This window comes from Sphingomonas parva (ex Maeng et al. 2020), from assembly GCF_004564275.1.
Lineage (GTDB): Bacteria > Pseudomonadota > Alphaproteobacteria > Sphingomonadales > Sphingomonadaceae > Allosphingosinicella > Allosphingosinicella parva.
The window spans coordinates 25,247-51,122 of the sequence record NZ_SPDV01000017.1 but is presented as its reverse complement, the minus strand read 5'-3'; the positions used below and the strand labels follow the sequence as shown (position 1 = coordinate 51,122).

The following is a 25,876-nucleotide window of genomic DNA, read 5'->3' as shown; positions in this document are numbered from 1 at the left end:
CCGGCGGGCGATCCTGTCTATTGCGTCACCCGCCGCGAAGAGACGATGCGGTTGGCGCTGTCGGTGACGACCTCGAGCAGCTGTCCGGCCCGGTCGCGGACCTGACGCACCGTCTGGCCGGAGGCGTTCACCGTCTGGGAAACCTGGGTCAGGCCGCTGGCGACGAGATTGAGCACCTGGCCGTTGCGCAGGGCCGTCCCGGCAATGCCGCCGACCGTGTTCACCGTGTTGTTGGCGACGCCGCCCACCGTGTTGACGGTGTTGTCGACCGTGGAGAGCAATTGGGTCACGATCTGCGGGTTGTTGTCGAGCGTCTGCAGGGTGCGCTCGATGATCGCTCGGACATTGTCGAGCCGCACGACGAGCGTGGCGGTGGCCTGCACGCCTTTGATCTGGATCTTCACCTGATCGATGCTCGCGTTGGCGCCCGCGGTGAGCTTCAGGAGATTGGCGAGCCGTGCGTCGAGCGCGATGTCGACATTGAGATTCTGCACGTCGACGGTGATCTCGTCGACCGAGATGTTTGGAATGTCGAGCAGTACGTCCGGCTGCTCGCCTCCGGAGGAGACCTGCTGCGCAAGCGCGGTCGACTGCGGCAGGTTTCGCGACTGCTCTCGGCGGTTCTGGGCGTCTGCGGGGGCTGCGGCCAAGGCGAAAGCGGCGGCAGCCGCCGCCAGCGGAACATAACGCATGCGATACTCTCCCTGTTGAATGGAGGCGTAACGTCAATCGGGCTCGCGGGTTTCCGGCCCCGTGCTCGGCGCAGGCTCGGCCTGCGCCGCCGCGTCCACGGACAGGCTCTCGCCGAGCCGCGCCGCGCCGCGCACGTCGACCGTGACATTGCGAAGCTGGGTGCGACCGTTCGCCTCCGGCGTGACGGTCGCCTCGACCGCGCTGCCGGCGTCGGGTTCGGCAGAGACGCGGAGCGTTGCCTGCCCCTTCTGCTGGATCTCGACCGATTTGGCCCGGGCGTGGATGTTGAGCTCGATGTCCGGCTTGATCTCGGCCGACGCGGCCTGGAGCAGGAAGAGGGTAATCAGCATCGTCTGCTCCTCAGTGAACGAACCGCGCGACGACGTCCCGATAGCTGCGGCTCACCTTCACCTGGCTGCCGCTCTCCAGAACCAGGAAGCATTCGCCATTGGTGTGCGGCTTCACCTGGCGGACCTGGTCGAGGTTGACGATGCAGCTGCGATGGACCCGCTGGAAGCGGCGCGGATCGAGGCGCTTCTCGAGATCCTTCATCGTCTCGCGCAGGATCAGCGTGTTGTCGCCGGTGTAGATGCACATGTAATCGCCCGCGGCGTCGATCTTCTCGATCGAGTCCACGTCGACCCGAAAGATCTGCCCGCGATCCTTGATGTTGATCAATTTCTCGTAGCGGTTGGAGTTGGGCGCTTCGTCGGCGGCGGTAACGGCGACCTGCTCGACCGCCTCGGGCGCAACCTCGGCAAGCACCTCCTTCAGCTTGCCCGCCTCCTCGGCGCCGCGCTTCTCGGCAAGGCGGTTGCGCACCCGATCGAGCGTATCGGCAAGACGGTCCTCCTCCACCGGCTTCATCAGATAGTCGACCGCCTGGGCCTCGAAGGCGCGGATCGCATGATCGGAATAAGCGGTGACGAAGACGAAGAGCGGCGGCTCGACTTCCATCAGGCCCTGGATGACCGAGAAGCCGTCGAAGCCGGGCATCTGGATGTCGAGGAAGACGAGATCGGGCTTGTGGGTCTTGATCGCCCGGATCGCCTCACGACCGTTCGAGCAGGTCTCGACGATCTCGACGTCCTCGTGTCTTTGCAGGCGAAGCTGCAGGCCCTGGATGGCCAGCGGCTCGTCGTCCACGAGAATCGTGCGAATGGTCATTTCGGCTCCTCGGCTGGTTCGATCTGGAATGGAATTTCGATAGTAACGCCGAAGCCCCCATTTCTGTTCGATTCCGTTTCGAATCTATGGTCCGGCCCATAAGCCTGGCCCAGCCGATCACGGATGTTCGCCAGCCCCACCCCCGTGGATTCCTGTGCCTTCACCCAATGGTCCTCCGCGCCCGGCCCAGTGTCCCGGACGGTGATCACCACCCGGTCGCCCACCCGCCGCGCCGCGATCTCGATGTCGGCGCCTTCCTCCTGCGGCGTCACCGCATATTTGATCGCATTCTCGACCAGCGGCTGGAGCAGCAGCGAGGGCAGGCGCGCGCGGCAGACGCTCTCTTCGAGGTCGAAGCGCGGCCTGAGGCGATCCTCGAAGCGCATCTTCTCGATCTCGAGATAGAGCTTCAGCGTCTCCACTTCCTGCGCGACCGTGACGGTGCCCGTCGGCTCGTTGACCAAGGTGTAGCGCAGGAAGGAGGAGAGGCGGGAGAGCATCGCGTTGGCGCGCTCGGTCTGCTTGAGCAGCACCAGAGTCGAGATCGAATTCAGCGTGTTGAACAGGAAGTGCGGGTTGAGCTGGTAGCGCAGCATGGCCAGCTGCGCCGCGCTCGCCTGACCCTCGATCCTGAGCAGCCGATCGCTCTGTTCCTCCAGCAGGAGGTAGTAATTGATCCCGTAATAGAGCGCGGACCAGGCGACCAGCAGGCTGACGGTGAGGATGATCGAGCCGAAGAACTGGAGCCCCTCCGGCCGCAGACCCGGCTTGATGAAGGTGGCATGGCTCCACACCTCGATCGCCGAAAATGCCGTCGAGGCGATCAGCACGAGCAGGATCGAGCTCACCCAGGTCATCACCGGCCGCATTTTGATCAGCCGCCGGAACATCGCCGCCATCAGCAGGGTCAGCGAATAACCCGTCGCGGTGAGCAGCGCGATGTGGATGATCAGGTTGAAGCCGAAATTATTGGCGATGCCGGAGAGGCTGCGGAGGAAGAAATACCCCCCCCAGCCGACCGACTGCAGGATCCAGAAGGCGCGGTTCTTGTCGTCGAAGAAGGGTTGCTGCTGAAGCCGAAAGGGCTTCCAGCTGCCGACTGCGTCGCGCCCGGCGGGTGCTGCTGACTGGACTGCGCTCGTGGACACCGCCGGCCCTCTTAAAGCCATTTCGCGCACAAGGGAATCGCTCAACGCGCCGATCCGGCCGGTGCCGCAGGTGCAGCCGCTGCACCCGCCGCTCTTGCGGGCAGGACGACGAGCGACCAGGCGCCCTCGTCCGCAACATATTTGCGGATCGCGGCACGCACCTCTTCGGGGGTCATCGCCTGCAGATCGGGCAGGAGCGTGCGGGTCTTGTCGACCAGCCTGCGGTCGGACGACCAGCCTTCCATCGCCGACATCCAATAGCCGTTGGTCTTCATCTGGCGGTCGACGCCGCTCAGCATCGGCTTGATCGCCTGGTCGAACTCGTCGGCGCCGACCGGGTTCGCTGCGAGATCGGCGACGATCTCGCCGGCCAGGCGGAAGAACAGGTCGACCCGTTCGGGACGGATTTCCGCTCCGGCTCCCAGCACACCCCAGTCGCGGAAGGTATCCGAGCTCGTGCCGAAGCCGGAGGGCGAGTAAGTGGCGCCTTCCGCCTCGCGGAGGCGATCGAACAGCCGCGTCTCGATGATGTTGCCGGCGACCGCCAGCGCGCGGCGCTCGCGCATCCGATCGGTGCCGCCGAAGGTCGACCAGCCGATCGCCGCGTACGCCTGCGCCGCATCGCCCTGATGGTCGAAGCGCGCTTTCTCCGCCGCGCGCGGCGGGCGGACCGCGAGCAGCGCCGGGGCGGGCTTCGCCTCCGGCCGCTTCGGCAGGGCCGCCACCGTCTTCAGCATCGCCGCAACGGTGGCATCGAGATCGACGTCGCCGACCACCACCGCCTCGATCGGACCGGCGGCAAGCAGCGGCGCGAACAGGCGGCGGAAATCCTCGTGCGTCGCGCGCGCGATCTCCTCGCGCTCCACCGGCCGCCAGCGCGCATCCCCGCTGTGATCGAAGCCCGCGAACTCCCGGCCCGCGCGGGCCGAAGCCGACGAGAAGCTGAGCTGATAGTTTTCCAGCGCGCTCGTCTTGTAGCGGTCGAACAGCGCCTGATCCCAGCGCGGGAAGGCGAGCTTGGTAGCGAGCAGCCGAAGCTGGTCGCCGAGATCGGCAGCATTGGTCGTGCCGCTCAGCTCGAACGCGTCTTCGCCCACGGCAAAGCCGATGGTCATGCGCCGTCCGGTGAGCAGCCGCTCGAGCGCGTCGAGATCGAGGTCGGCGACCCCCGTGGAGCCGATCAGTCCGCCCATCCAGGCCAGGGTCTTGCGATCGGAGGGCAGGCCGGAAAGGCCGGTGCCGAAGCGCAGGTTGACGCTCACCCGGCCTTTCTCGAAATCGGTCTTCTTGAAGACCAGGCTCGATCCGTTGGCGAAGCGGACGATCGTCACGCCAAGATCGGCGATCTGCTCGCGCGAGACCTCGCGGCCGGGCCTCCCGAGGGCGGGGAGATCCGCCATCGTCACCTTGCGCTCGCCCCGGCGTTCGGCGGGTGCAGCCTTCTCGGCCGCAGCGAGGGCGTCGGCGACACCGCTCGCGGGCTCCGGCGAGAGCAGGAGCATCCGCGGCCCGACGCCGGCGAAAAGGCCGTCGATCGCGGCGGCGATCCGCTCGGGAGTCATCGAGGGCGCAAGTTCCTCCAGCAGCGCATTGGTCGTCGGCGCGCTGGAGATGACGCTGTCTCCGTCGATCGCGGTGACGAGAGCCTGCGCCCATTGCTGGGAGCGGCGCGTCGGCTCGCCCTCGACGCTGGAGCGGCTGGCGCTTCGCAGATTCTCGAGCTCGCGTTCGATCTCGCTCCGGCTCGGCGGCGCGCGCCGTGCATCGGCGAGGATCGCCCAGGCCTCGGAGAGCGCCTCGCGCCAGCGGCCTTCCTTGGCCATTACGGAGAGCTGGGTGTAATCGGCGATGTCGGTCGAGCGATCGCCGCCGATCTGGGCGTTGAGGAAATCGGCGCCGTCGCGCGCCTTGCCTTCCAGGCGCCGGTTGACGATCCTTTTCGCCAGCGCTTCGGCCAGTTCGTCCTGCTCGCGCGCCTTTGTGTGGGGGAGTTGCCGATAGGGGCGCACCCAGCTCACCGTCGCGAAATAAGGCGAACCGGGATAGGCGAGCGCCGCCGTGCGCTCCGGGACTTCACGGATCATGCCGATGTCGGGCTCGGCCGGCGCGGGCCCAGTCCCCGTCCAGCCGCCGAAGTGGCGGGCGACCAGCGTCTCGAGCAGCTTCGGATCGGCGTCGCCGACGAGGATGAGCGTCGCACGCTCGGGCCGGTACCAGCGCTCGTAAAAGGCCTTGAGCCCGGCGGCGGTCGCCGCCTTGAGCGTCGACTCGGTGCCGATCGTATCGCGATCGGCGAATTTGAGGCCGCCGAAGAACAGCTGGCGCGTCTGCTCGCCGAGCTTCACGCTGATCTCCGGGCGGCGGCCATATTCGGAAAGCACGACGCCACGCTCGGGCTCGACCAGGGCGGGATCGAACAGGGCCTTGTCGGCCATCTCGGCGAGGACGCGCAGGCTGAGATCGAGCGACGCTTCGTCGTTCTTCGGCAGATCGAGCTGGTAGACGGTCTGGGTCGGCTGGGTGGTGGCGTTGGTGTCGCTGCCGAAATTGGCGCCGAGACGCTGCCACGTCTGGCGCGCCTCGCCGTCCTTGAAGCCGGCGGTGCCGCGAAACACCATGTGCTCGACGAAATGGGCCCAGCCGCGCTCCTGGTCGGTCTCGTGGAGCGAGCCTGCATCGATCCTGAGACGGATCGAGACCTGTCCCTGCGGCAGGGCATTGCGGCGGACGGCGTAGCGTACGCCGTTCGGAAGGGTGCCGAAGGTCCAGGCCGGATCGGGCGCGATGTCGCTGCCGCGGTAGAACCAGCCGGTATCGCCGGCGGCCGCGGCCGGCGCGGAGAGGAGGATCAGGAGAGCAAGCAGGAAACGGTGGATGAGCTTCAAGACGATCGGCCTCGTATCGCGCGCCCGGGATCGCACGGAAGATCTGGGAGGGAAGGCTCCCTTGTGGGGAGGATCCACGGCCGGTTCAACCGTGCGGGCACGTGGATCCTAGTATTTCCCTCGCTTGACTCCGGCTGAACAGCGGCGGAACATAAAGGGAACAAGTGAGTCTGAGTCGCCATGCCTCCACCAGGATCCGCCGCCGCATCCGAGCGCCTCGAAGCGCTGAGGGCCGAAGTGCGTGCGATCGAATCGACGGGTGCCGCCGCGGCCCGCGAATGCCTGCCTTTCGGGCTCGAGTCCATCGATCGCAGGCTCGCCGGCGGCGGCCTTGCCTGCGCGGCGCTGCACGAGGCGGCGCCGGACCGGCCGGGTCTTTCCGACGATGCCGCCGCGACCCTTTTTCTCGCCTCGGTCGCTGCGCGGCGCACCGGCGGCGCAAGCGCGACCGTACTCTGGGCCGTGGCCCGCCGAGACCTGTTCGCCCCCGGCCTCGCCCGGGCCGGCCTGGCGCCCGAGCACGTCCTCTACGCAGAATGCGGCCGCGACGAGGACGTGCTCGCGGTGATGGAGGAAGGGCTGCGCCACGGCGGCCTCGCCGCCGTCGTCGGCGAGGTGCGGCGGGTGCCGATGGCCGCGACCCGCCGGCTGCAGCTCGCCGCCGAGGAAGGCGGCACGATGGCGCTGATGCTGAAACGCTGGCGCAAGAGCGACGAAGACCCGCTCGCCGCGCCTTCGGCCGCCGTCACGCGCTGGCGGATCGGCTGCGCGCCGTCCGCGCCCCTGCCCGTTGCCGGAATCGGCCGGTCGCGCTGGCGCCTCGTCCTCGCCCGCCAGCGCGGCGGCGAGCCCCATCACTGGATCATGGAGGGCCCCGATGCGCAGGGTCGCCTCGCTCTACCTGCCGACGCTGAGCACCGATCGACTCCGGCAAGAGCGGCGGCCTGAGCGAGGGCCGGCGGCGGCAGCCCCGCGCGCACGGCCCCAGCCCGGATCGCCGCCCGTCGGGTCTGACGGAGTCCCGAAGGAGGGCGCGCGTCTCGGCGATTGCTCCTGTCCGCGCGGCGGCGGGTGGCGGCCCGGGGCGCGCTGGTCGCGGGACGCCGATCCGGCGATCGCGGCGCTTCCGCCCCACCAGCGGCCGACCGTCCGCGAGCTCGGGCGGCGGACCGAGGCTGCCGAAACTCCCTTCCGTGCCCGCAACGTCGAGGATGTGCAGCGGCGTGCGACGCAGCGCGACATCGCGCCGCCGGCACCGTCGTCCTCGCCTGCCGCGACGCCTGCGCCACCCGCCGAAGCCGCGCTGGTCACGGCGGCGCGGAGCGGCAACCGCATCCTCATCGCCGCCGTCTCCGCAGAGGCGCGCGCGCTCGGCCTTCAACCGGGGATGGCGGTCACCCAGGCCCGGGCGCTCGTCCCCGGTCTCGACGTGCGCGACGCCGATCCCGAAGGCGATCGCGCGCTCCTCGCCGCGCTCGCCGATCATGCCGCGCGCCGCTGGACTCCACGCGCCGCCGTCTCCGATGACGAGGGTCTCTTCCTCGACCTCACCGGCGTCGCCCATCTGTTCGGCGGCGAAGAGAAAATGGCGGCACGGATCCTGCGCTTCTGCGCCCGCGCCGGCTTCGCCGCCCGGATCGCGATCGCCGACACGCCGGGCGCCGCCCATGCCATCGCCCGCCACGGCGGCGTCCCGTTGCGCGTCTGCCCGCCCGGCGGCCACGCCGAAGCGCTCGCACCGCTGCCGGTCGCGGCGCTACGGCTGGAGGAGCCCGTCCTCGCCGCGGCCCGCCGCCTCGGCATCGAACGGATCGGCGAGCTCGTGGCGATGCCGCGGGCGCCGCTCCAGCGCCGCTTCGGCAAGACGATGCTCGCCCGGCTCGACCAGGCGCTGGGCCGCGCCTCCGAGCCGATCGATCCGGTCACTCCCCGGGACGCGCCTTTCGCCGAGCTCCGCTTCGCCGAGCCGATCGCGACGGCCGAAGCGATCGCCCAGGCCGTCGCCACGCTGATGACCCGGCTGGTCCGGACGCTTGCCGAAGCAGGGCTTGCCGCGCGGCTCGTCACCCTCGCCTGCTCACGCGTCGACGGCGCGGAGCAGGTGGTCACCATCGGCACCGCCCGCGCGACCCGCGACGGCGGTCATTTGCTGCGCCTCCTGGGCATGAGGATCGAGACGATCGAGCCGGGCTTCGGGCTCGACGCGCTGCGCCTCACCGCCGTGCGTGCCGAGCCGCTGGCGCCCGAGCAGTGGGCGGGCACGCTCGCCGGCGAGACGGCGCCGGATCTCGCGCCTCTGATCGACCGCCTTGCCGGCCGGCTCGGACCACGCCGCCTGTTCCGTCTCTCGGCGGTGGAGAGCGACGTGCCGGAGCGCAGCGTCCGCCGCGCCGCACCGCTCGGCGCGACGCACGCCTGGCCCGATCTGCCGCGGCCGGTGCGCCTGCTCTCGCCGCCCGAGCGGGTCGAGAACGTCATGGCGCTGCTGCCCGATCTGCCGCCGCGGCGCTTCACCTGGCGCGGCCGCGCCTATCGTATCGCCCGCGCCGACGGGCCCGAGCGGATCTTCGGCGAATGGTGGCGGCGGCCGAGCGAGGCCGAGGCGGTGCGCGACTATTTTCAGGTGGAGGACGAGAGCGGCGAGCGCTTCTGGCTCTATCGCCGCGGCGACGGCGTCGATCCGAAGACCGGCGGCCTCGACTGGTATCTGCACGGAGTGTTCGGATGATTGGAAGCACCAATCCTCCCTGCACGCATAGCGCGTGGGGAGGGGGACCAGGCGAAGCCTGGTGGAGGGGCCTTGCCGAGTTCGTGTTGCCCCTCCACCGCACTTCGTGCGGTCCCCCTCTCCATCGGCTGCGCAGACAGGGAGGATGAAAATGTATCACGAGCTGCAGGTCACCTCGCATTTCAGCTTCCTGCGCGGTGCGTCGGGGGCGGAGGAGCTGTTCGTCGCGGCCGCCGCGCTCGGCCTCCCTGCGCTCGGCATCGTCGATCGCAACTCGGTGGCCGGCATCGTCCGGGCCTGGCTGGCGGCGAAGGCGACGGGGGTGCGGCTGATCGCCGGCTGCCGGCTCGACCTTGCCGACGACACGAGCCTGCTCGTCTATCCGATCGACCGGCCGGCCTGGTCGCGGCTTACCCGCTTGCTCTCGATCGGCAAGGCCCGGGCCGGCAAGGGCGCCTGTGCGCTCCACTGGGGCGATGTCGAGGCGCACCAGGAGGGGCTGATCGCCATCCACCTGCCCGATGCCGCCGATGCGGCGAATGCGCTCCTGCTCCAGCGGCTTGTCCGAACGTTCGGTGACCGCGCCTATCAGGCGCTGTCGCTCCGCCGCCGCCCCGGCGATGCGCTGCGCCTCCATCGGCTCGATGCGCAGGCCGCGGCGGCGGGCGCGACGAGCGTCGCCTGCGGCGACATCCTCTACCATGTGCCCGAGCGCCGGATGCTGCAGGACGTGATGACGGCGATCCGCGAAAAATGCACGATCGACGAGCTGGGCTTCCGCCGCGAGCGTCACGCTGACCGGCACCTCAAGGATCCGGAGGAGATGGCGCGCCGCTTCGCGGCTTATCCGCACGCCGTCGCCGCGACGGCGGAGATCGCACGGCGCTGCACCTTCGATCTCGCCGAGCTTCGCTACCAATATCCCGAGGAGGCGGTGATCCCCGGCCTCAGCCCCCAGGAGGCGCTGGAGAAGCTGAGCTGGGACGCGGCGCGCGAGAAATATCCCGGCGGCATTCCCGAGGCGACCGAGCGCCAGCTCACGCATGAGCTCGGCATGATCAAGGAACTCGATTACGCGCCTTATTTCCTGACCGTCCATTCGATCGTCCGCTACGCCCGCTCGCAGAAGATCCTCTGCCAGGGACGTGGATCGGCGGCGAACAGCTGCGTCTGCTACCTGCTCGGCATCACCTCGATCGATCCGATCCAGCACGAATTGCTGTTCGAGCGCTTCGTCTCGCCCGAGCGGCCAGAGCCGCCCGACATCGACGTCGATTTCGAGCATGAGCGGCGCGAGGAGGTGATCCAGTGGATCTACGACACCTACGGCCATCATCGCGCCGCGCTGACCGCCGTCGTCACCCGCTATCGTGCCCGCGGCGCCGTCCGCGAGGTCGGCAAGGCGCTCGGCCTGCCCGAGGACATGACCGGCGCGCTCTCCGGCCAGGTCTGGGGCTGGTCGAACGAAGGGGTGGAGGATCGCCATGTCGAGGAACTGAACCTCGACAGCGCCGATCCGCGGCTCGCATTGACCCTCGAGCTGTCGCGGCAGCTGATCGGCACGCCGCGTCACCTCTCCCAGCATCCGGGCGGCTTCGTCCTCACCCGCGACAGGCTCGACGATCTCGTGCCGATCGAGCCGGCGGCGATGGAAAATCGCCGCGTCATCGAGTGGGACAAGGACGATATCGAGGCCCTTGGCTTCATGAAGGTCGACGTGCTCGGCCTCGGCATGCTCGGCTGCATGCGCCGCGCCTTCGATCTGCTGCGCGAGCACAAGAACGTCGACATCGGCCTTCCCGACCTTCAAAACGACGACGAGACCGTCTTCCGGATGATCCAGAAGGCCGACACGCTCGGCGTCTTCCAGATCGAGAGCCGCGCCCAGATGGCGATGCTGCCGCGGATGAAGCCGAGGCGCTTCTACGATCTCGTCATCCAGGTCGCGATCGTCCGGCCGGGGCCGATCCAGGGCGACATGGTCCACCCTTATCTCCGTCGCCGCGAAGGGCGGGAGAAGGCCGAATATCCGCGCCCGGAGCTGCGCGCCGTGCTCGAGAAAACCCTGGGCGTGCCGCTCTTCCAGGAGCAGGCGATGAAGGTCGCGATCGTCGGTGCCGGCTTCACCCCGGCCGAGGCCGACCAGCTCCGCCGGGCGATGGCGACGTTCAAATATACCGGCGGCGTCACCCACTTCCGCGACAAGTTGATCGAAGGAATGGTGGAGCGCGATTATCCGCGCGAGTTCGCCGAACGCACCTTCAAGCAGATCGAAGGCTTCGGCAGCTACGGCTTCCCGGAGAGTCATGCAGCGAGCTTCGCCAAGATCGCTTATGCGTCGAGCTGGATGAAATGCCATCATCCCGACGTCTTCTGCTGCGCCCTCCTCAACGCCCAGCCGATGGGCTTCTACGCGCCCGCCCAGATCGTCCACGACGCCCGCGAGCACGGGGTGGAGGTGCGTCCGATCTGCATCAACGAAAGCCGCTGGGACTGCACGCTGGAGGAACTTTCCCCACCGGCAAAGAGGCCCCTCCCCTTGATGGGGAGGGGTTGGGGAAGGGTGGTCCCTGAGACGGACTCCGAATCCGCGAAGAGTCCCCCCCCACCCAACCTCCTCCATCAAGGGCGAGGGGCTCTCTCAGCGAATGATCATCTTCCCTCCCGCGGCGGCTCCGCCGCCGGTGTCGGCTCTCGGCATGCTCCCGGCCTGCCGAAGCGCCTCCACCCCCTCCGCCTCGGCCTGCGCATGGTGCGGGGCCTCTCCAATCTCCACGCCGCGCAGATCCTCGCGGCGCGGGCGGAGCGGCCGTTCGCCTCGATCGAGGAGGTCTGGCGGCGCTCGGGCGTGCCGCTGGCGGCGCTGGAGAAGCTGGCCGACGCCGACGCCTTCGCCGGCTTCGGGGTCGATCGCCGCCAGGCGCTCTGGCAGGTGCGCGGGCTCGGCGAGACGCCGCTTCCCCTGTTCGCCGCGCTCGAGGATCGCGAGCCGGAGGTCGCGCTGACCCCGCTCACCGCCGGCCGCGAGGTGGTCGAGGATTATCGCGCGGTGCAACTGAGCCTGCGCGCCCACCCGGTCGCCTTTCTCCGCCCCGAGCTTGACCGCCGCAAGGTGACGCGCTGCGCCGACCTCGCACATACGAAGGACGGCCGGCCGATCGAAGTCGCCGGCATCATCCTGATCCGCCAGCGCCCGGGATCGGCCAAGGGCGTATTGTTCCTCACCATCGAGGACGAGACCGGCATCGCCAATGCGGTGCTCTGGCCCGACCGCTTCGAGGCGCAAAGGCGGATCGTGCTCTCCGCCTCGATGATCTCGATCCGCGGCGTCGTGCAGCGCGAGGGCGAGATCATCCACGTCATCACCGCCCGGATGGAGGACATGACCCCCCTCCTCCACTCGGTCGGCCAGATGGACTTCCCTCACCGCACCGGCCCCGCCGACGGCGCCAAGAACGGCGGCTACGATCCGCGCGAGCGCAAGCCGGCGCTTCCCGCGCCCGTGCTGTCGCTCCCCAATCCTTCTGCCGAGCCCGAGGAGCGGATCCGCGTAAAGTCGCGCAACTTCCACTGACCGGCGGAAGCCCCAAAGGAAAAGCCCTCCCGCGGCAGTGCCGCAGGAGGGCCGTCCACGCCCACGGACCAGGCGATCAGAATTTCTGCTGGCGCTCGTAAAGCGACTTGTAATGCTGGATGCGGGTGACGCGCAGGCCCGGCATGCCCGATCGATCGACCGCGCGTTGCCAGCTGGCGAATTCCTCGAGGGTCAGGCCGTAGCGATCGCAGGCCTCGTCGACCGAGAGCAGCCCGCCGTTGACGGCTGCGACGACCTCGGCCTTGCGGCGGACCACCCAGCGCGAGGTGCTGGCGGGCGGCAGCGAATCGAGCGTGAGCGGTTCCCCCAACGGGCCGATCACCTGTGCTGGCCGGATTTTCTGATTCTCGATCATTCCCACCTCAAACTCGCAACTCGTGGCACTGCATCTTCTCCCGCCACGCCCTTACCCCGGCGCCGTTGAAGGAAGACTGAAACCGCAAGGTAAACGGCGCGGTCATCTCAGTTACCGCCGATCCGGCCGGCCAGATCGGGGTTGAACGACCCCTTCTGCGCGGCCACGGCCCGCCGCCAGCCGGGGCCGGCGAGCAGGATCTCGGCGATCGGATCGCGCACTCGCGGCGCCTCGAGCAAAGCCTCGGCGCGCGCCGCGGCCGAGGCTGCCCGCTGCACCTCGCGCAGCGCGCTGACCACGTCCGGATCGGGCGTGATCGCGGTGCGGCGCGCGAAGCGCTGCTCTGCGCGGCGGAGAAAAGCGAGATCCATGGCCGAGGGGATACGCGAGAAGCCTGAAAAGCCGGTAAAGACCGCGGGGGTGGGCTTTGCGGGGTGCCGTCACTATGTAAGCGCGCGTCATGCAGGTGGATTTTCAGCTCGGAAGGCCCGCACAGGGCGCGCGCATCGTCGTCGCCATGTCCGGCGGGGTCGACAGCTCGGTCGTCGCCGCGCTCGCCGCGCGCAGCGGCGCCGAGGTGATCGGCGTGACCCTCCAGCTCTACGACCATGGTGAGGCGATCGGCCGCACCAAGACCTGCTGCGCCGGCCAGGACATATACGACGCCAAGACCGTCGCCGACCGGCTGGGCATCGCCCATTACGTCTTCGATTACGAGAGCGCCTTCCGCGGCAGCGTGATCGAGCGCTTCGCCGACGAATATATGAGAGGCCGCACGCCGATCCCCTGCGTGTCGTGCAACCAGGGCGTGAAGTTCACCGACCTGCTCGGCCTCGCCCGGGATCTCGGCGCAGATTGCCTCGCGACCGGCCATTACGTTCGCCGCGTCCTGGGCGCGAACGGGCCAGAGCTGCACCGCGCCGCCGATCCGGCCCGCGACCAGAGCTATTTCCTGTTCGCGACGACGCGGGCGCAGCTCGATTATCTGCGCTTCCCGCTGGGCGACCTGCCGAAGCCGCTGGTTCGCGAGCTCGCCCGCGATCTCGGCCTCGTCGTGGCCGACAAGCCGGACAGCCAGGACATCTGTTTCGTTCCCGGCGGTGACTATGCCGCGGTGGTCAAGAAGGTGCGCCCGGAGGCGGCCGAGGAAGGCGAGATCGTCGACCGTGACGGCCGGGTGCTCGGCCGCCATCGTGGCCTGATCCACTTCACCGTCGGTCAACGTCGCGGGCTGGAAATCGGCGGCCAGAAGGAGCCGCTCTACGTCGTCCGGATCGACGCTGAGGCGCGGCGCGTGGTCGTGGGACCGAAAAGCGCGCTGGCGGTGCGCACTGCCCGCCTCTCCGGCCTCAACTGGCTCGGCGAGGACCAGCGCGACGGTCTCTCGGCCAAGGTGCGCTCGATGGCGCGGCCGGCGCCGGCGCGGTTCGAGCCGGGCAGCGACGGCGGCAGCATCCATTTCGATACGCCCGAATATGGCGTCGCCCCCGGCCAGGCGGCGGTGCTTTACGAGGGCGAGCGGGTGCTCGGCGGCGGCTGGATCGAGGAAACGGCGGCGGCGGAGCTGGAGGCGGCGTGACGGCGCGCCGCACCGTCCGCCGTCTCCACGCGGCGTTTCGCGACGATATCGGCGATCTGGTGACCCGGCGGCCGCTTCCCGGCCCGGCCATAGCGGACCTCGACCCGTTCCTGTTCCTCAACCATCATGGGCCGCAGGTCTATCCGCCGAACAACGGAGGCCTGCCGTTCGGCCCCCATCCGCATCGCGGCTTCGAGACGGTGACCTTCATCCTCGAAGGCGAACTCTCGCACCTCGACAGCGGCGGACACGAGAGCGTCATCCATGCCGGCGGCGTGCAATGGATGACCGCCGGCCGTGGTCTCGTCCACGCCGAGCTCTCCCCGCAGAGCTTCAAGCGCGCCGGCGGCCCGCTCGAGATCCTGCAGCTCTGGGTGAACCTCCCGGCGCGGCTGAAGATGACCGCCCCGGCCTATATCGGCCTCGAAGCGGCGGACATTCCGTCGGTCGCGTTCGACGGCGGCTCGATCGCGCTGATTTCCGACAGCTGGGAGGGCGCGGCCGGGCCGATCAGCCCCATCGCCGACGTGCGAATGAGCCTGATCAGGCTGGACGCCGGCGGCGGCCTCGATTTTCCGGTGGCACCCGGGCGCACGATCTTCCTTTATCTGGTTTCCGGCGAAGCGAGCGTCGGCGGCACCAGGGTCCCGTGCCATCACCTCGCCGAGATCAACGACGACGGCGACAGCGTCTCGATGGTCGCGCCGCAGCCCGCGACGATCCTGTTCGGCCACGGCGCTCCATTCGGAGAACCGATCGTCTCCCACGGTCCGTTCGTGATGAACAGCCGCGAGGAGATCGTGCAGGCGATCCACGATTATCAGGCGGGCCGCTTCGGGGCGCTCTGACGCCGTCGTTGTATCGACCCGGTTGCGGGCAGGCCGTTACGCTCCCCAACGGCTACTTGCAGTTCTTCTTGCAGGCGCCGTTGCCGTTGTTGCCGTTGCCGGAACTGCTGGCATTACCGTTGCCATTCCCGTTACCGTTTCCGGGAGGCGTGGTCGTGCCTCCAGTCGAACTGGTCGTCGACGCGCTGGTCGTTCCCCCGGTGGAGCTCGTCGTCGAGGTCGTGGTCCCTCCGGTCGAGCTGGTCGTTGTCGTTGTGGTGCCGCCGGTCGAGCTCGTCGTCCCGCCTGTCGAGCTGGTGGTGGACGAGGAGGTCGACGTCGTCCCACCGGTGGAGCTGGTTGTGCCGCCGGCCGAACTTGTTGTGCTGGCACCTCCGGTCGAGCTGGACGTGCTCGTCGCCCCCGATCCGGAGCCGTCTGTCTGGAGATAGACTCGACGGGTGTAGTTCAGGGTAACCGGAGGAGTTTCGAAGAAGATGAAGTTCAGCGGCACGCGATAGCTGACGCCGATGTCGAGGACGGGAAGGCCGTTGTCAGATGTCTTCGAGATCGCGGGAGTGAGCACGCCCTTGGTGCCGATCGCCGCCTTGCGGAGCGTCGCGAGCACGGCGGCCTCCCGCTCGGCGTCGGTCTCCAGGCGGAAGATGGCGGCCCGGCGGGCGCCCTCGTCGACCGCGTGCTTGACGCCGGCATTGGCGAAATAGAGGACTCCGAGCTGCGACACGCCGATGATCATGCCGAGGAACACCGGTGCGGCGAGGGCGAACTCGACGGCGCCGGCGCCGCGCTCGTTGCGGAACGGGCGGCGCAGCCTCACTGGATCCTCACTGCGGCTTCAACATGGAGCGGATAGGCTCCGTTCGGACCCGGCGCAAAGATCGAGGTGAACATCGGCTTGAACGCCGAGTCGATGCTGACCTGGATGTAGCGCGCCGTGATCTGGAAGCAGTCGAGATTGTCCGGCGGAGTCTCGACTTCGCAGCCGGCCTTAGTCTTCTTGGGACACGTGCCTTCGAAATCGGATTGCTCGATCCCGTCGCATTCGCGCCAGGCCGAGACGCTGACCGCCTCCTCGGGCACCTTCGCCGCCGCCGCCGCGTCAGCGACAAAGGCGTCGTAATTGGGGCCGGTCGCATCGCCTGGAATGGCGAAATCGCCCGCCGAGATACGTTCGATCGTGCGGTCCACCGCCTCGGTAAGCTCAAGTCGGCGTGAATAGCCGGTGCTGAGATCGATGATGCCCATTGTGACCAGTGACAGAACCGGAGCGATGATCGCGAGCTCGATCACGCTGGTGCCGCGCTGATCGCCACGCAGGCGACGGAGGAATGATGCGTTCACTGGACGCTCCATCAGTCGACCAGCCGGACGACGGTCATTTGAAAGGCGCTGGCCCCGCTATTCGCCGGGCAATTGTTCTGGATGTTGCCACCGCCCTTGAACTCGAGCTTGCGTCCGACGAGCTGGATGCAATTGGAGCTGATGTCGGTGTTGCCGCCGATCCAGAAGTCGGTGCTCGGGCCATATACGGCGCCGGTGAGATTCAGGTCGGCGCCGCCGTTGAGCTTGATCTCCTTGCCGGCGGTATTTCCGGCATTGCGATCCCGGAACACGACAATGCCCTTGTAATCCCCGCTGTTGGGCGCTGTCAGGGTCAACTTGCCGCCACCGTTCTGGGTCCAGCCGCTCTCAGTTCCCATCAGCATCAGCGTCGTATTCTGGCCCGTCACGCTCCCCTTGATGTCGAGGGTCGCGTTATTGACGTAGAACTTGTCCGACTTGATGATCAGCGTGCCCTTGATGTCGGCACCGGCGAAGCAATTCTGCTCGCCCTGTTCGATCGTCTTCGTCACGCCGTTGGGCACCACGAGCGGGGCGGTGCTACAAGTCGACGGAACCGTTGGGTTCGGGACCTTGGCGAACGGATCCTTGACCGGTGAACCGTAGGGCTGAAGGGTCGTGTTGCCCTTGAACCAGCGGCCGCCGGTGATGCCGCCGACCGCCGCCACCGGGTTGGCCGTGACGGAAGCCGCACCCCCGACGTCCACGGCGTTAGTGCCGCGCGAGTTGGTGGCAATCCCGCAGCCGAGCGTGAGGTCCGGATTGCCGCGGGCGATGATTCCGGGATCGGTGCCATTGTAGAGGGAAACCATGCAGAACTGGCCGTTGCCGACGAGCGCCGCCGTCCCCTCGGCCCTGAGCGTCGAACTGCTCCGGGTGAACATGCTCATGAACGGCACCGTCCGCTCGCTGACCAGGGTGACGCGCGCCGCCTGCCAGCAATTGGGGACGCCGCGAGCACCGCATTTCAACGGGGAGAAGGTGTTGCCGGCGAAACTGCCGTCCTCGATCCGGTGGCTCTTGAGCACCGGCTTCTCGTTCAACTCGAGATCCAGCTGAAGATGCTCGTCAAGGTCGTTCGAAAGCGCCGTGTCGGCGGGAGCGTCCTGCGCAAGCGCATGAGCGCCCGCGATCGCACCGGAATCTGCCGCGCGCTGCAATTGCCTCTTCCAGAATGAGAGCTGGATCGAGTCGATCGCCAGTCCTGCCGAAGCCATCAGCAGCGGCATCGCAGCGGCGCCGATCAACAGCACGTTGCCGCGGTCGCTCCGAAGAAGGCTTCCAAGCCGTTCCCACGCCTTCATGAGCTCTGTCCTCACCGGGACGCTGCGCGCCCTTCCAACCCAAAGGCACTAGGCCCCGAAGATTGCGGTGAGGTTGAGCCTCATGGTTAGCGCCGCCTTAAGCGCGATGCGGGGATTTACCGTAACCGCGTGAAAACATGGCCCCGCACAGGAGGTCGGCGGCGGCACGGGGCCGCCGCCTCGCTCAGAAGCGGACCGACATGCGGCCGTAGACGAAGCGGCCATTGAAGCCGAACGGCGAGAAGCTCGAATAGGGAATGAAATAGGGGTTGGTGCCGAACACCCCGCCGACCGAGGCGCGGCTGGGATAGACGTCGAAGACGTTGTTGGCGCCGATCGCGAACTGCACCCCCTCGCCGCCCTCGAGCCGCAGCTCGGCATCGGTGACCCACCGCGCCTCCAGCGTCTCGTCACCGGCCGCGGTGGCCGCCGGGACCAGAACGTCGCCATAGCGGTTGGTGCGGACGGTGGCGCCGAAGATGCCGCTGTCCCAGTCGAGCCCGAGGTTGATCTTGTCGCGGGGCTGGCCCTGCTCGATGCGCAGGGACTCGACCCGGCCGAACAGCGTCAGGCCGGGAAGGGTCGGCAGCACGGCACGATCGGTGATCCGCGTCTTGTTGCGGTTGTAGCCGGCGGTCAGCGTGAAGTTGCCGAAGCCGGTATCGCGGATCCGATAGGTGCCGACGATGTCGAGGCCGCGCGTCCGGGTGTCGATGCCGTTGATGAAGAAGCGGGCCGAGGTGATGCTGTTGAAGCCGGCGCCCTGAAGCAGGGCGACCACGGCGGCGCCCTGCAGATTCTCGGTGACGACGATGCGATCGTCGATGCTCACCTGGTACCAGTCCGCCGTGATGTTCAGGCCCTCGCCGGGCGTGAGGGTGAGGCCGACGCTGTAGTTCTTCGATTCCTCCGGCTGCAACGGCTGGGAGCCGAGCGCGACCGCGACCGGGCTCGAAACCGGAAAGGTGCCGATCTCGAGCAGCACGCCGTTGACGTTGTTGGTCGAGGTCGTCGAATAGAATTGCTGGTGGAGCGACGGCGCACGGAAGCCCGTGGAGGCCGATCCGCGCAGCGCGAACCATTCCACCGGGGCGAAGCGAGCGGCGATCTTGCCGTTCAGGGTGCTTCCGAAATCGGAATAATCCTCGTAGCGACCGGCGACCTGCACCGTCAGATTTTCGGTGATGTCGGCATCGAGCTCGGCATAGCCCGCCCATGAATGCCGCTTGGCATCGACCTCGTTGGCCGGACGGAAGCCGGGGAAGACCTGGGCGCCGGCCGGCGCGTTGAACGGCGCGGCGGCGAACGGCCCGCCGGCATAGCTCTGCACGTCGCCGGCGACGATGTCGAAATTCTCATGCCGATGCTCGGCGCCGAGAGCGATCGAGACCTCGTGAAGCCCCCCTACGTCGAACTCGCGCTGGACGTCGAGATTGGTGACGTGCTGCCCGAAGCGCAGCCCGCCGGCATCGAACCGGGTCTGGCTCGCCGCTCCGAACGAGGTGTTGAAGCTGTTCGCGACGCCGAAATCGAATCCGTTGTGGCCGTAGACGTGGCTGAAATCCCAGTTCCAGCCCGAGACGGTGCCGCGCACGCCGGCGGCCAGCGAATAATCCTCGATGTCGCTGGTGATCAGCGGCAGGAAGCCCGTCGGGTAGAAGGGCACGAAGGTCGTGGTCGAGGCCGAGAAGTTGCGGTTCCGCGCGTCATTGGCGCGGCGGAAGAAGCCGGCGCTCTCGCCCTCGCGGGTGCTGTAGCTGCCAAACGTGTAGAATTCGATCGCCGCGCCGAGCTCGGTGCCGGCATTGAAGAACAGGTTGAGGTCGTGGGTCTCCGCATCGCCATAGCGATGGTTCAGCCGGTCGAAGGTGAATTCGCGCGGATCGGAGAGGCCTCCGACGGTCGGGAACTGCCGCCGCGGATCGTAGCCGCTCCGGTTGGTCGCCTCGCGGTTACGATATTCGGCGGTGAGGTTGAGATAGCCGGTCTTGCCGACCGCGAAGCCGTAATGGAGCGCGGAGGTGATCGTGTCGCCGTCACGCGCCCGCCGGTCCTCGCCATTGTCGATCAGGACGAAATTGCCGTCGGCGTCGATCACCGGCTGGCCATTGGCGCCGAGCTGGACGCCGGTGACGGTCGGAACGTCCTTCAGCGAGGTGTGATAGCGGCCGTAGGTCGCCTGGAACTGGCCGCCCGGCCGGCGGCGCAGCTGGACGTTGATCACGCCGGCGATCGCGTCGGAGCCGTATTGCGACGAGGCGCCGTCGCGCAGCACCTCGATCCGGTCGATCGCCAGCGGAGGAATGGTGTTGAGATCGACGGCCGCCGAGCCGCGGCCGACCGAGCCGTTGATGTTGAGCAGCGCCGACGGGTGACGGCGCTTGCCGTTGACCAGCACCAAGGTCTGATCGGGCGAGAGGCCGCGCAGCGTTGCCGGGCGCAGCACGTCGGTGCCGTCGGTGATCGACGGCTGCGGGAAATTGAACGAAGGCACGACCTGGTTGAGGATCCGGTTGACCTCGGTGAAGCCGGTCTCGGTCAGTGCCTCGCCTCCAATGACGTCGATCGGCACCGGGCTCTCGGCGAGGGTGCGGTCGGTGCGGCGGGTGCCGGTGACGATGATCGCATCTCCGGACGCGACGTCCGCCTGCGTCGTCTCGGCCTGCTCGGCAGGAGGATCCTGGTTCTGAGCCGCGGCGGGCGCGGCAAGCAGGGCTAAGGTCGAGAGCGAGGAGAAGAGCGAAGCGCGCGAGACGAGAGTCATAAGCGGTCCCCTTGTTGCATCCGTCGTGCGGACCGGGGGAGGCTGTCTCAAATCCTTGATCTTGCAAAACGCTTTCGTGCTGCACCGCGGAATTGTTGCGCGACTGTGCTCCACGCACCACATCGGCTCGGCCGCTCCGCTCGCAGGGCGGCAGGATCAAGAGGAACAGCCATGGGAAGTCCGATCTCCGTCGATCTGCCGCACAAGCTCGGCGCGGCCGAAGCGCGCCGCCGCATTCAGAACGGGATCGGCGGCCTCGACCGTCACCTGCCTGCCGGCGCGCGGGCCGAGCATCATTGGTCGGGCGAGCGGATGAACCTCAAGGTCGTGGCGCTCGGCCAGGAGGTCAGCGCCACGATCGACGTCGAGGAAACGTACGTGCGCGTGCAGGTGCAGCTGCCGCCGTTCCTGTCCTTCTTCGGCAGCACGATCGAAGGCCTGCTTCGCCGCCACGGCACGGAATTGCTGGAGGACCGGAGCGGCGGCCGCCGCTCCGGCTGAACTCAGCCTTGGCGGGCGGGCCGCTTCTCGGGGGCGGCGCTGCGGATCAGGGACAGCACCGGACAGCGATTCCCCTCCACGATCAGGCTGCCGAACCGGTCGAGGCCGTTCCCGCCTCTCGTGTCCACACCGATGGCGTGCGCGAACGGGAGGCCGTAGCACGGACCGGCGAGCTCGGCGCGATACCAGTTGCGGGCGCGGTCCTGCAGGTAGACGGCATCTCGCCCTTCGGCGCGGAAATCGCGGATGCCGCGAAGATTGACGAAAGGAATGCTCGCCTGGCGAACCTCGGACGGATGTCCGGAAGCCCCCGGCGCGGCGAGCGACGGCGCCGCCACGACAAGGGCGGCGAGGGCAAGAACGATCTTCTTCATGCGCTTCGAATAGCATGCCGGCCCTGAACCGGGCATGACGGCGCTTGCCTCCCGCCCCGCCGACGTTAGCATCCGCCCACCACGGCCGGGGAGAGCGGAGGATGCGGCATGTAGCGATCATCGGGTCCGGACCGGCCGGCTTCTACAGCGCGGAAGGCCTGCAGAAGCAGTTCGGTGACGGGGTGCGCATCGACCTCATAGACCGCCTGCCGGTTCCCTATGGCCTGATCCGCTCCGGCGTCGCGCCCGACCATCAGTCGATCAAGGCGGTTTCCAAGCGATACGAGAAGGTCGCGCTCAGTGACCGGGTACGCTTCGTCGGGAACATCGTCGTCGGAAAGGAGATTTCGCTCGACGAGCTCGCGTCGATGTACGACGCGGTGATCCTCGCCACCGGCGCCCCGGTCGACCGCCCGCTCGGCATTCCCGGTAGCGACCTGCCGGGCGTGATCGGCTCCGCGGCCTTCGTCGGCTGGTACAACGGCCATCCCGATTTCGCGGATCTCGACCCGCCGCTGGACGGCGAGACCGCGGTGGTGATCGGGGCCGGCAACGTCGCGCTCGACGTCGCCCGCATCCTCTCCAAGACGGCCGGCGAGTTCGAGGGATCGGACATCGCCGGCCACGCCCTCGAGGCGCTGGACCAGTCCTCGATCCGCCGCATCCGCATTCTAGGCCGCCGCGGGCCGCACCAGATCGCGATGACTCCCAAGGAGCTGGGCGAACTCGGCCATCTCGAAGCGGCTTCCCCGCGCGTCGATCCAGACGATTTGCCTCCGGACATCGACGACGCCGCGCTCGAGCCGGGTCTCAGGAAATCGATGGCCCACCTTCGGGAGTTCGCGGCGGGCACGGCGGAGAAGGACAAGACGATCACGTTCGATTTCTTCGCCATGCCGGTCGCCGTCCAAGGCGAGGGACGAGTCGAGCGGATCGTCGTCGAGCGCACCCGGCTCGCCGAGGATCTGCGTGCGGTCCCAACCGGCGAACGGACCGCCATTCCCTGCGGGCTGGTGGTCAGCTGCATCGGCTACCGCACCCCGCCGATCGACGGCGTTCCCTATGACGAGGCCGGCGGGCGCTTCGCCAATCGGGACGGGATGATTGCCGACGGCCTCTATTGCGTGGGCTGGGCGCGTCGGGGGCCGACCGGCACCATCGGCACCAATCGCCCCGACGGCTTCGAGGTGGCCGAGACGATCTTCGCGACGCTCGGCCAGGGCGACAGCGGCAAGGGCGGCGGTGCTGCGCTCGACCGCCTGCTCGCGGAGCGGGACGCGAGGCCCGTCGCCTTTTGCGACTGGCAGAAGATCGAGGCGGCGGAGACGGCACGGGCGCGCAGCGGCAGCCCGCGGGAGAAGTTCACCAGCATCGCCGAGATGCTCGGAACGCTTGGCGGATGAGGCGGATCGGATCCGGCGAACGAGGCGCTTGCGCTCGGCAAAAGCGGCCCCTATAGGCTCGCCACCTGCCTTCCGGTCGGCGCAAGCCGAAACCCGGTCGGGGAGTAGCTCAGCCTGGTAGAGCACTGTCTTCGGGAGGCAGGGGCCGGAGGTTCGAATCCTCTCTCCCCGACCATTTTTCTGTACCAGTCCTTCACAGCTCCCAAGCGCATGCGGATGGGGGCTCGACCGCCCGCCCCGCCCGTGCCACCTTCCTTGCGTCGGCGCTGCAGGGGGAGCGGAGAGCATGGCACAGGGTGTTTCACGACGACCGCCGAGCCGTTTCCTCCTTCTCGTTCTCGCCGCGGCGCTGCCCCTCCTCCTGGCGGTCGTTCTCCTGCAGCTCATCGCGCCGGCGGCGCCGCAGGTGGGGCCCGCCGATCTCGCCGCGCTGGCGCCGGTGAAGGTCCGCCCCTACCTCCCCGGCGCGCTCGCCTACGCAGCGCTGATCCTGGTGCATCTGCTCGCTTGCGCCACCGCGATCACGCTGGCCGCGCTGACCCTGCGGGTCGGCCCCCGCGGCCGCGCCTTCGCGCTGACGGGCCTTCTCATGACGCTCGGCCTGGCGATTGCGATCCTGCTGCTGCGCGCCACCTCCGACAGCGGATTCGCCGCGCTTCGAGTCAGTTACGGCGGCATCCGCGACCTGCTTGCCGCGAGCGGCGCGGCCGGCGAGCTGGTCCTGCCCATGGCCGGACCACTGACTCCGCTGGCACTGTCGGCCTATGCCGCCACCGTGGCGGGGATCGCCGCGGTGTCGCTCACCGCCGCGGCGGCAGCCTCGCAGGTGTGGAACCTCTACGGGCCGCAGCGCCTCAGCGAGGAAGACGCGGAAGCTCGCCTTTGCCTCGTCAACGCGCGGATCCGGCGATGCGCCTACGCGCTCTCGCTGGTACTGGTGACCAGCACGGTTTCGGCGTCGCATTTCTTCGGCCTGCCGGCGAGAGCGCTCGCCAGGGTCAATCTGGACAAGCCCCTAATCCCGCCTGCGAGCCCGGCCTTGCTCGAGGCGACCCAGGCGCGCCTTGCCGAGATGGCGAGCGAGCTCACCTTCTTCTGGGCCGCGGTCTATACGCTGACCCTGATCGCCGCGGTCGGCATACCTTTGCTGCTCGTCCAGAAGCAGGCGCACGAATTCCTCGAGGCGCTGAGGCCCCCCGAGCGGGCGCTGGAGACGCGGCGGCGCCTCAGCGAGGCGGGGGCGCTCAGCGGCGGCGGCGAGCAGGCCAAGATGCTGCTCGCCTTCGTCGCCCCGCTCCTCTCCGCGCCCGTCACAAACCTGCTCCAGGCGGCAACGGGCTGAAGGGCGGATGCCCGCGTCGAATCCGAGCGCGCTCCCCGCCGAGGCCAGGATGCTGGTGACTCGCGTGCTCGCCTGCTCGGCGGAGGTCGCGGAGCAGGTGCTTCGCCGCGGGCGGCTGCGGAGATTTCCCAATCGAGCGACCATCCTCCGCCAGGGGGACTGGCTCAGCCTCGCCTTCCTGCTCGTTCTCGGGCGGGCCCATGCCTTGCTCTACAGCGCCGACGGGCAGGTCATCCTCCTCCACGAATACCGTGCCGGCGACCTGTTCGGGGCGCTCGGCGAGCTCGAGCCTGTTCGCCAGGAATGCGACGTGCTCGCCGTCGAGGAAGCGCGGGCGCTCGTCCTCGAAGCGGCCGAGCTGGCGCTGCTGGCCCAGCAGCATTCCTGCATCGGCCTCGCCTTGTCGCGAATGCTGATCCGGCGTCTAAGGCAGACGACGGAGCGGATGTACGAGCGCGCCGCGCTGTCGGCGGTCGGGCGCGTCCATGCCGAGCTGCTGCGCCAGGCGCGCGAGGCCGCAGACCTCACCATCCGACCGGCACCGATCCTGTCCGAGCTGGCCCTTCGGGTGGCGACGACGCGCGAAACCGCTTCCCGCGCGGTGAACGCCCTCGAACGGCGCGGCATCATCCGCCGCGACGCGGACGCGCTGATCGTCGTCGCCCCCCGACGGCTGGAGGAGATGGTCTTCTAGGGCCCCGGCCGCGACTTCAGCGCGAACAGGCCGACCGGCGGGCCGCCGTCCGGCGGGTCGAGCTCGCCGACATATTCGGAGGCAGGCGCGGCATCGCCGGCGACCGCCAGGGCACCCGCGAAATCCTCGGTGACGCAGGCGGAGCCCTGGGGCGTGGACGCCGAGGCGGCCGCGGCCGCCGCCGTTGCGGCCAGCGGCAGGCGCTCGGCGGCGGCGAAGGGGTCGGTGAACGTCGCGGCGACCAGATAATGGCCGCCGACGCGCTGCCCCGCGGCGGCGAGCGCAAGCGCGGCAGCACCGGCATCGTTGACATTGTCATAGCCGAGGACCACCTGCGCCTCGCTCCAATAGGGGCCGAGGCTGGGTGCCGGGCCTGCGCCGATCGTCTCGCCGACGGCAGCAAGCCTGACCTCCAGCGCGCTCCCCGTCTCCTCCGCGTCGACGCGGACCGAAAGCACCGCAAGCGGGCGCCGCGTCGCCTGCGCGTCCTCCCTGCCGCCGAGCGCAGGCCGGACCGCCTCGCGGGGCGCCGGGATCAGGCGCTGGCGCCATCCCGCTTCAGCCCAGCGCGCGAGCGCGCGTCCGGTCGCGCTGACGTCTTTGGTCTGGACAGCTTCGGGATCGACGACCAGCAACTGGACGGCCTCGCTCTCCAGCCGCCGCGCGTTGATCAGCGCAGCGCCCATCGCCACCTCGTCGGCCAGGGCGATGGTCAGCGCATCGGGCGCCTCGCCGATCGGGCGGATCGGCCGCACCGTCTCGGCCTGCGCCAGCACCGCCTCGAACCGCTTGCGCCACTCGGCGCCGAACGGATCGACCGACCGCGCGGCGAACGCCTCGGCGCCGCCCGGCAGGATCAGGTGCAAAGTGCCGACCCGCGCCAGCAGAGCCTCGGCGACCAGGATGTCGGCCCCCGCCGCCAACGCGCCGAAGCCGAAGCCGACATTCTCCTCCGCCAGCGCCGCGGCGATCGTTTCATCGAGATGCGCCCGCTGCTCAACGGCCGGATCGAACGACATGTGCCCCCCGAAATGGAGCGAGCGCGGCGGGCGATGAGCATCGAGCCAGGACGCATCGCCTCCCTGCTCCGCAAGGATCAGGGCGAACTGGCGCAAGGTGGAGGCGTGATCCTCCCAGGCGCGCGGAGCGAGGGCA

The 25,876-nt window shown here is 68.7% G+C and carries 22 protein-coding genes and 1 tRNA gene; 10 read left to right on the top strand and 13 right to left on the bottom strand.

The genetic code is table 11. From position 1 onward, the window contains the following. Window positions 1–17: 17 nt before the first annotated feature. The 5 genes from E2493_RS10245 to E2493_RS10225 are packed head-to-tail and all read right to left on the bottom strand — an operon-like array spanning window position 18 to window position 5,893. Window positions 18–692, bottom strand: coding sequence for a hypothetical protein (locus E2493_RS10245; protein ID WP_135086392.1), 675 nt, complete (start codon window positions 690–692; stop codon window positions 18–20). A 33-nt stretch (window positions 693–725) separates the two neighbouring features. Further along, window positions 726–1,043, bottom strand: a complete 318-nt coding sequence (locus tag E2493_RS10240) for a hypothetical protein (RefSeq protein ID WP_135086390.1) — start codon at window positions 1,041–1,043, stop codon at window positions 726–728. A gap of 10 nt (window positions 1,044–1,053) precedes the next feature. Then, complete coding sequence (locus tag E2493_RS10235; RefSeq protein WP_135086388.1) at window positions 1,054–1,860, bottom strand: LytR/AlgR family response regulator transcription factor; 807 nt, start codon at window positions 1,858–1,860, stop codon at window positions 1,054–1,056. Further along, window positions 1,857–3,008, bottom strand: coding sequence for a sensor histidine kinase (locus tag E2493_RS10230; RefSeq protein WP_404828312.1), 1,152 nt, complete (start codon window positions 3,006–3,008; stop codon window positions 1,857–1,859). The genes E2493_RS10235 and E2493_RS10230 overlap by 4 nt, the downstream gene beginning before the upstream one ends. A gap of 41 nt (window positions 3,009–3,049) precedes the next feature. Next, window positions 3,050–5,893: a M16 family metallopeptidase gene (locus E2493_RS10225; protein WP_167737475.1), complete on the bottom strand. Its 2,844-nt coding sequence runs from the start codon at window positions 5,891–5,893 to the stop codon at window positions 3,050–3,052. 237 nt (window positions 5,894–6,130) lie between these two features. On the opposite strand from E2493_RS10225, the gene E2493_RS10220 reads away from it, so the two are divergent. From E2493_RS10220 to E2493_RS10210, 3 genes are all read left to right on the top strand, one after another. After that, a complete protein-coding gene (locus tag E2493_RS10220) occupies window positions 6,131–6,841 on the top strand; it encodes an ImuA family protein (RefSeq protein WP_225421353.1) in 711 nt (236 codons plus the stop codon). Then, window positions 6,771–8,621 (top strand): DUF6504 family protein, encoded by a 1,851-nt coding sequence (locus E2493_RS10215; RefSeq protein WP_135086380.1) that lies wholly within the window; start codon window positions 6,771–6,773, stop codon window positions 8,619–8,621. The genes E2493_RS10220 and E2493_RS10215 overlap by 71 nt, the downstream gene beginning before the upstream one ends. A gap of 145 nt (window positions 8,622–8,766) precedes the next feature. After that, window positions 8,767–12,195, top strand: a complete 3,429-nt coding sequence (locus E2493_RS10210; RefSeq protein WP_135086378.1) for an error-prone DNA polymerase — start codon at window positions 8,767–8,769, stop codon at window positions 12,193–12,195. 76 nt (window positions 12,196–12,271) lie between these two features. Here E2493_RS10210 and sciP read toward each other — a convergent pair whose 3' ends face one another. After that, entirely contained in the window at window positions 12,272–12,571 is a 300-nt protein-coding gene (gene sciP, locus E2493_RS10205; RefSeq protein WP_135086376.1) for a CtrA inhibitor SciP, read from the bottom strand. A 107-nt stretch (window positions 12,572–12,678) separates the two neighbouring features. After that, a complete protein-coding gene (locus E2493_RS10200; protein WP_135086374.1) occupies window positions 12,679–12,942 on the bottom strand; it encodes a hypothetical protein in 264 nt (87 codons plus the stop codon). An 89-nt stretch (window positions 12,943–13,031) separates the two neighbouring features. Between E2493_RS10200 and mnmA the strand changes: the two genes are divergently transcribed. Both mnmA and E2493_RS10190 read left to right on the top strand, forming a co-directional pair. Then, window positions 13,032–14,150 (top strand): tRNA 2-thiouridine(34) synthase MnmA, encoded by a 1,119-nt coding sequence (gene mnmA / locus E2493_RS10195; RefSeq protein WP_135086372.1) that lies wholly within the window; start codon window positions 13,032–13,034, stop codon window positions 14,148–14,150. Next, complete coding sequence (locus tag E2493_RS10190) at window positions 14,147–14,998, top strand: pirin family protein (protein ID WP_135086370.1); 852 nt, start codon at window positions 14,147–14,149, stop codon at window positions 14,996–14,998. Before mnmA ends, E2493_RS10190 begins: the two co-directional genes overlap by 4 nt. A 52-nt stretch (window positions 14,999–15,050) precedes the next feature. Here the strand turns inward: E2493_RS10190 and E2493_RS10185 are convergent, their stop codons facing one another. From E2493_RS10185 to E2493_RS10170, 4 genes are all read right to left on the bottom strand, one after another. Then, the gene (locus tag E2493_RS10185; RefSeq protein ID WP_135086368.1) at window positions 15,051–15,815 is read right to left on the bottom strand and encodes a TadE/TadG family type IV pilus assembly protein; all 765 of its coding nucleotides are present in this window, start codon (window positions 15,813–15,815) and stop codon (window positions 15,051–15,053) included. After that, entirely contained in the window at window positions 15,812–16,339 is a 528-nt protein-coding gene (locus E2493_RS10180; RefSeq protein WP_167737474.1) for a TadE/TadG family type IV pilus assembly protein, read from the bottom strand. The genes E2493_RS10185 and E2493_RS10180 overlap by 4 nt, the downstream gene beginning before the upstream one ends. Before the next feature lie 11 nt (window positions 16,340–16,350). Further along, window positions 16,351–17,643 carry a pilus assembly protein TadG-related protein gene (locus E2493_RS10175; RefSeq protein WP_135086364.1) on the bottom strand — a complete coding sequence of 431 codons (1,293 nt, stop codon included), beginning with the start codon at window positions 17,641–17,643 and terminating at the stop codon, window positions 16,351–16,353. Between the two features lie 184 nt (window positions 17,644–17,827). Next, on the bottom strand, window positions 17,828–20,407 hold the full coding sequence (locus tag E2493_RS10170) for a TonB-dependent receptor plug domain-containing protein (protein ID WP_135086362.1): 2,580 nt from the start codon (window positions 20,405–20,407) through the stop codon (window positions 17,828–17,830). A 171-nt stretch (window positions 20,408–20,578) separates the two neighbouring features. Between E2493_RS10170 and E2493_RS10165 the strand changes: the two genes are divergently transcribed. Further along, window positions 20,579–20,908, top strand: coding sequence for a polyhydroxyalkanoic acid system family protein (locus E2493_RS10165; RefSeq protein WP_135086360.1), 330 nt, complete (start codon window positions 20,579–20,581; stop codon window positions 20,906–20,908). A gap of 2 nt (window positions 20,909–20,910) precedes the next feature. Here E2493_RS10165 and E2493_RS10160 read toward each other — a convergent pair whose 3' ends face one another. After that, window positions 20,911–21,282 carry a DUF6491 family protein gene (locus E2493_RS10160; RefSeq protein WP_135086358.1) on the bottom strand — a complete coding sequence of 124 codons (372 nt, stop codon included), beginning with the start codon at window positions 21,280–21,282 and terminating at the stop codon, window positions 20,911–20,913. 101 nt (window positions 21,283–21,383) lie between these two features. Between E2493_RS10160 and E2493_RS10155 the strand changes: the two genes are divergently transcribed. The 4 genes from E2493_RS10155 to E2493_RS10140 all read left to right on the top strand — a co-directional run bounded on the left by E2493_RS10155 (window position 21,384) and on the right by E2493_RS10140 (window position 24,721). Further along, window positions 21,384–22,685, top strand: a complete 1,302-nt coding sequence (locus tag E2493_RS10155) for an FAD-dependent oxidoreductase (protein ID WP_135086356.1) — start codon at window positions 21,384–21,386, stop codon at window positions 22,683–22,685. 98 nt (window positions 22,686–22,783) lie between these two features. Beyond that, window positions 22,784–22,860: transfer RNA gene (locus tag E2493_RS10150), tRNA-Pro, on the top strand. A 111-nt stretch (window positions 22,861–22,971) separates the two neighbouring features. Further along, on the top strand, window positions 22,972–24,027 hold the full coding sequence (locus E2493_RS10145; RefSeq protein WP_135086354.1) for a hypothetical protein: 1,056 nt from the start codon (window positions 22,972–22,974) through the stop codon (window positions 24,025–24,027). Window positions 24,028–24,076: 49 nt separating this feature from the next. Further along, window positions 24,077–24,721, top strand: coding sequence for a Crp/Fnr family transcriptional regulator (locus tag E2493_RS10140; protein WP_225421351.1), 645 nt, complete (start codon window positions 24,077–24,079; stop codon window positions 24,719–24,721). Here the strand turns inward: E2493_RS10140 and E2493_RS10135 are convergent. Next, the gene (locus E2493_RS10135; RefSeq protein ID WP_135086350.1) at window positions 24,718–25,740 is read right to left on the bottom strand and encodes a hypothetical protein; all 1,023 of its coding nucleotides are present in this window, start codon (window positions 25,738–25,740) and stop codon (window positions 24,718–24,720) included. The two genes, E2493_RS10140 and E2493_RS10135, sit on opposite strands and share 4 nt — an antisense overlap. Between the last annotated feature and the right edge of the window lie 136 nt (window positions 25,741–25,876).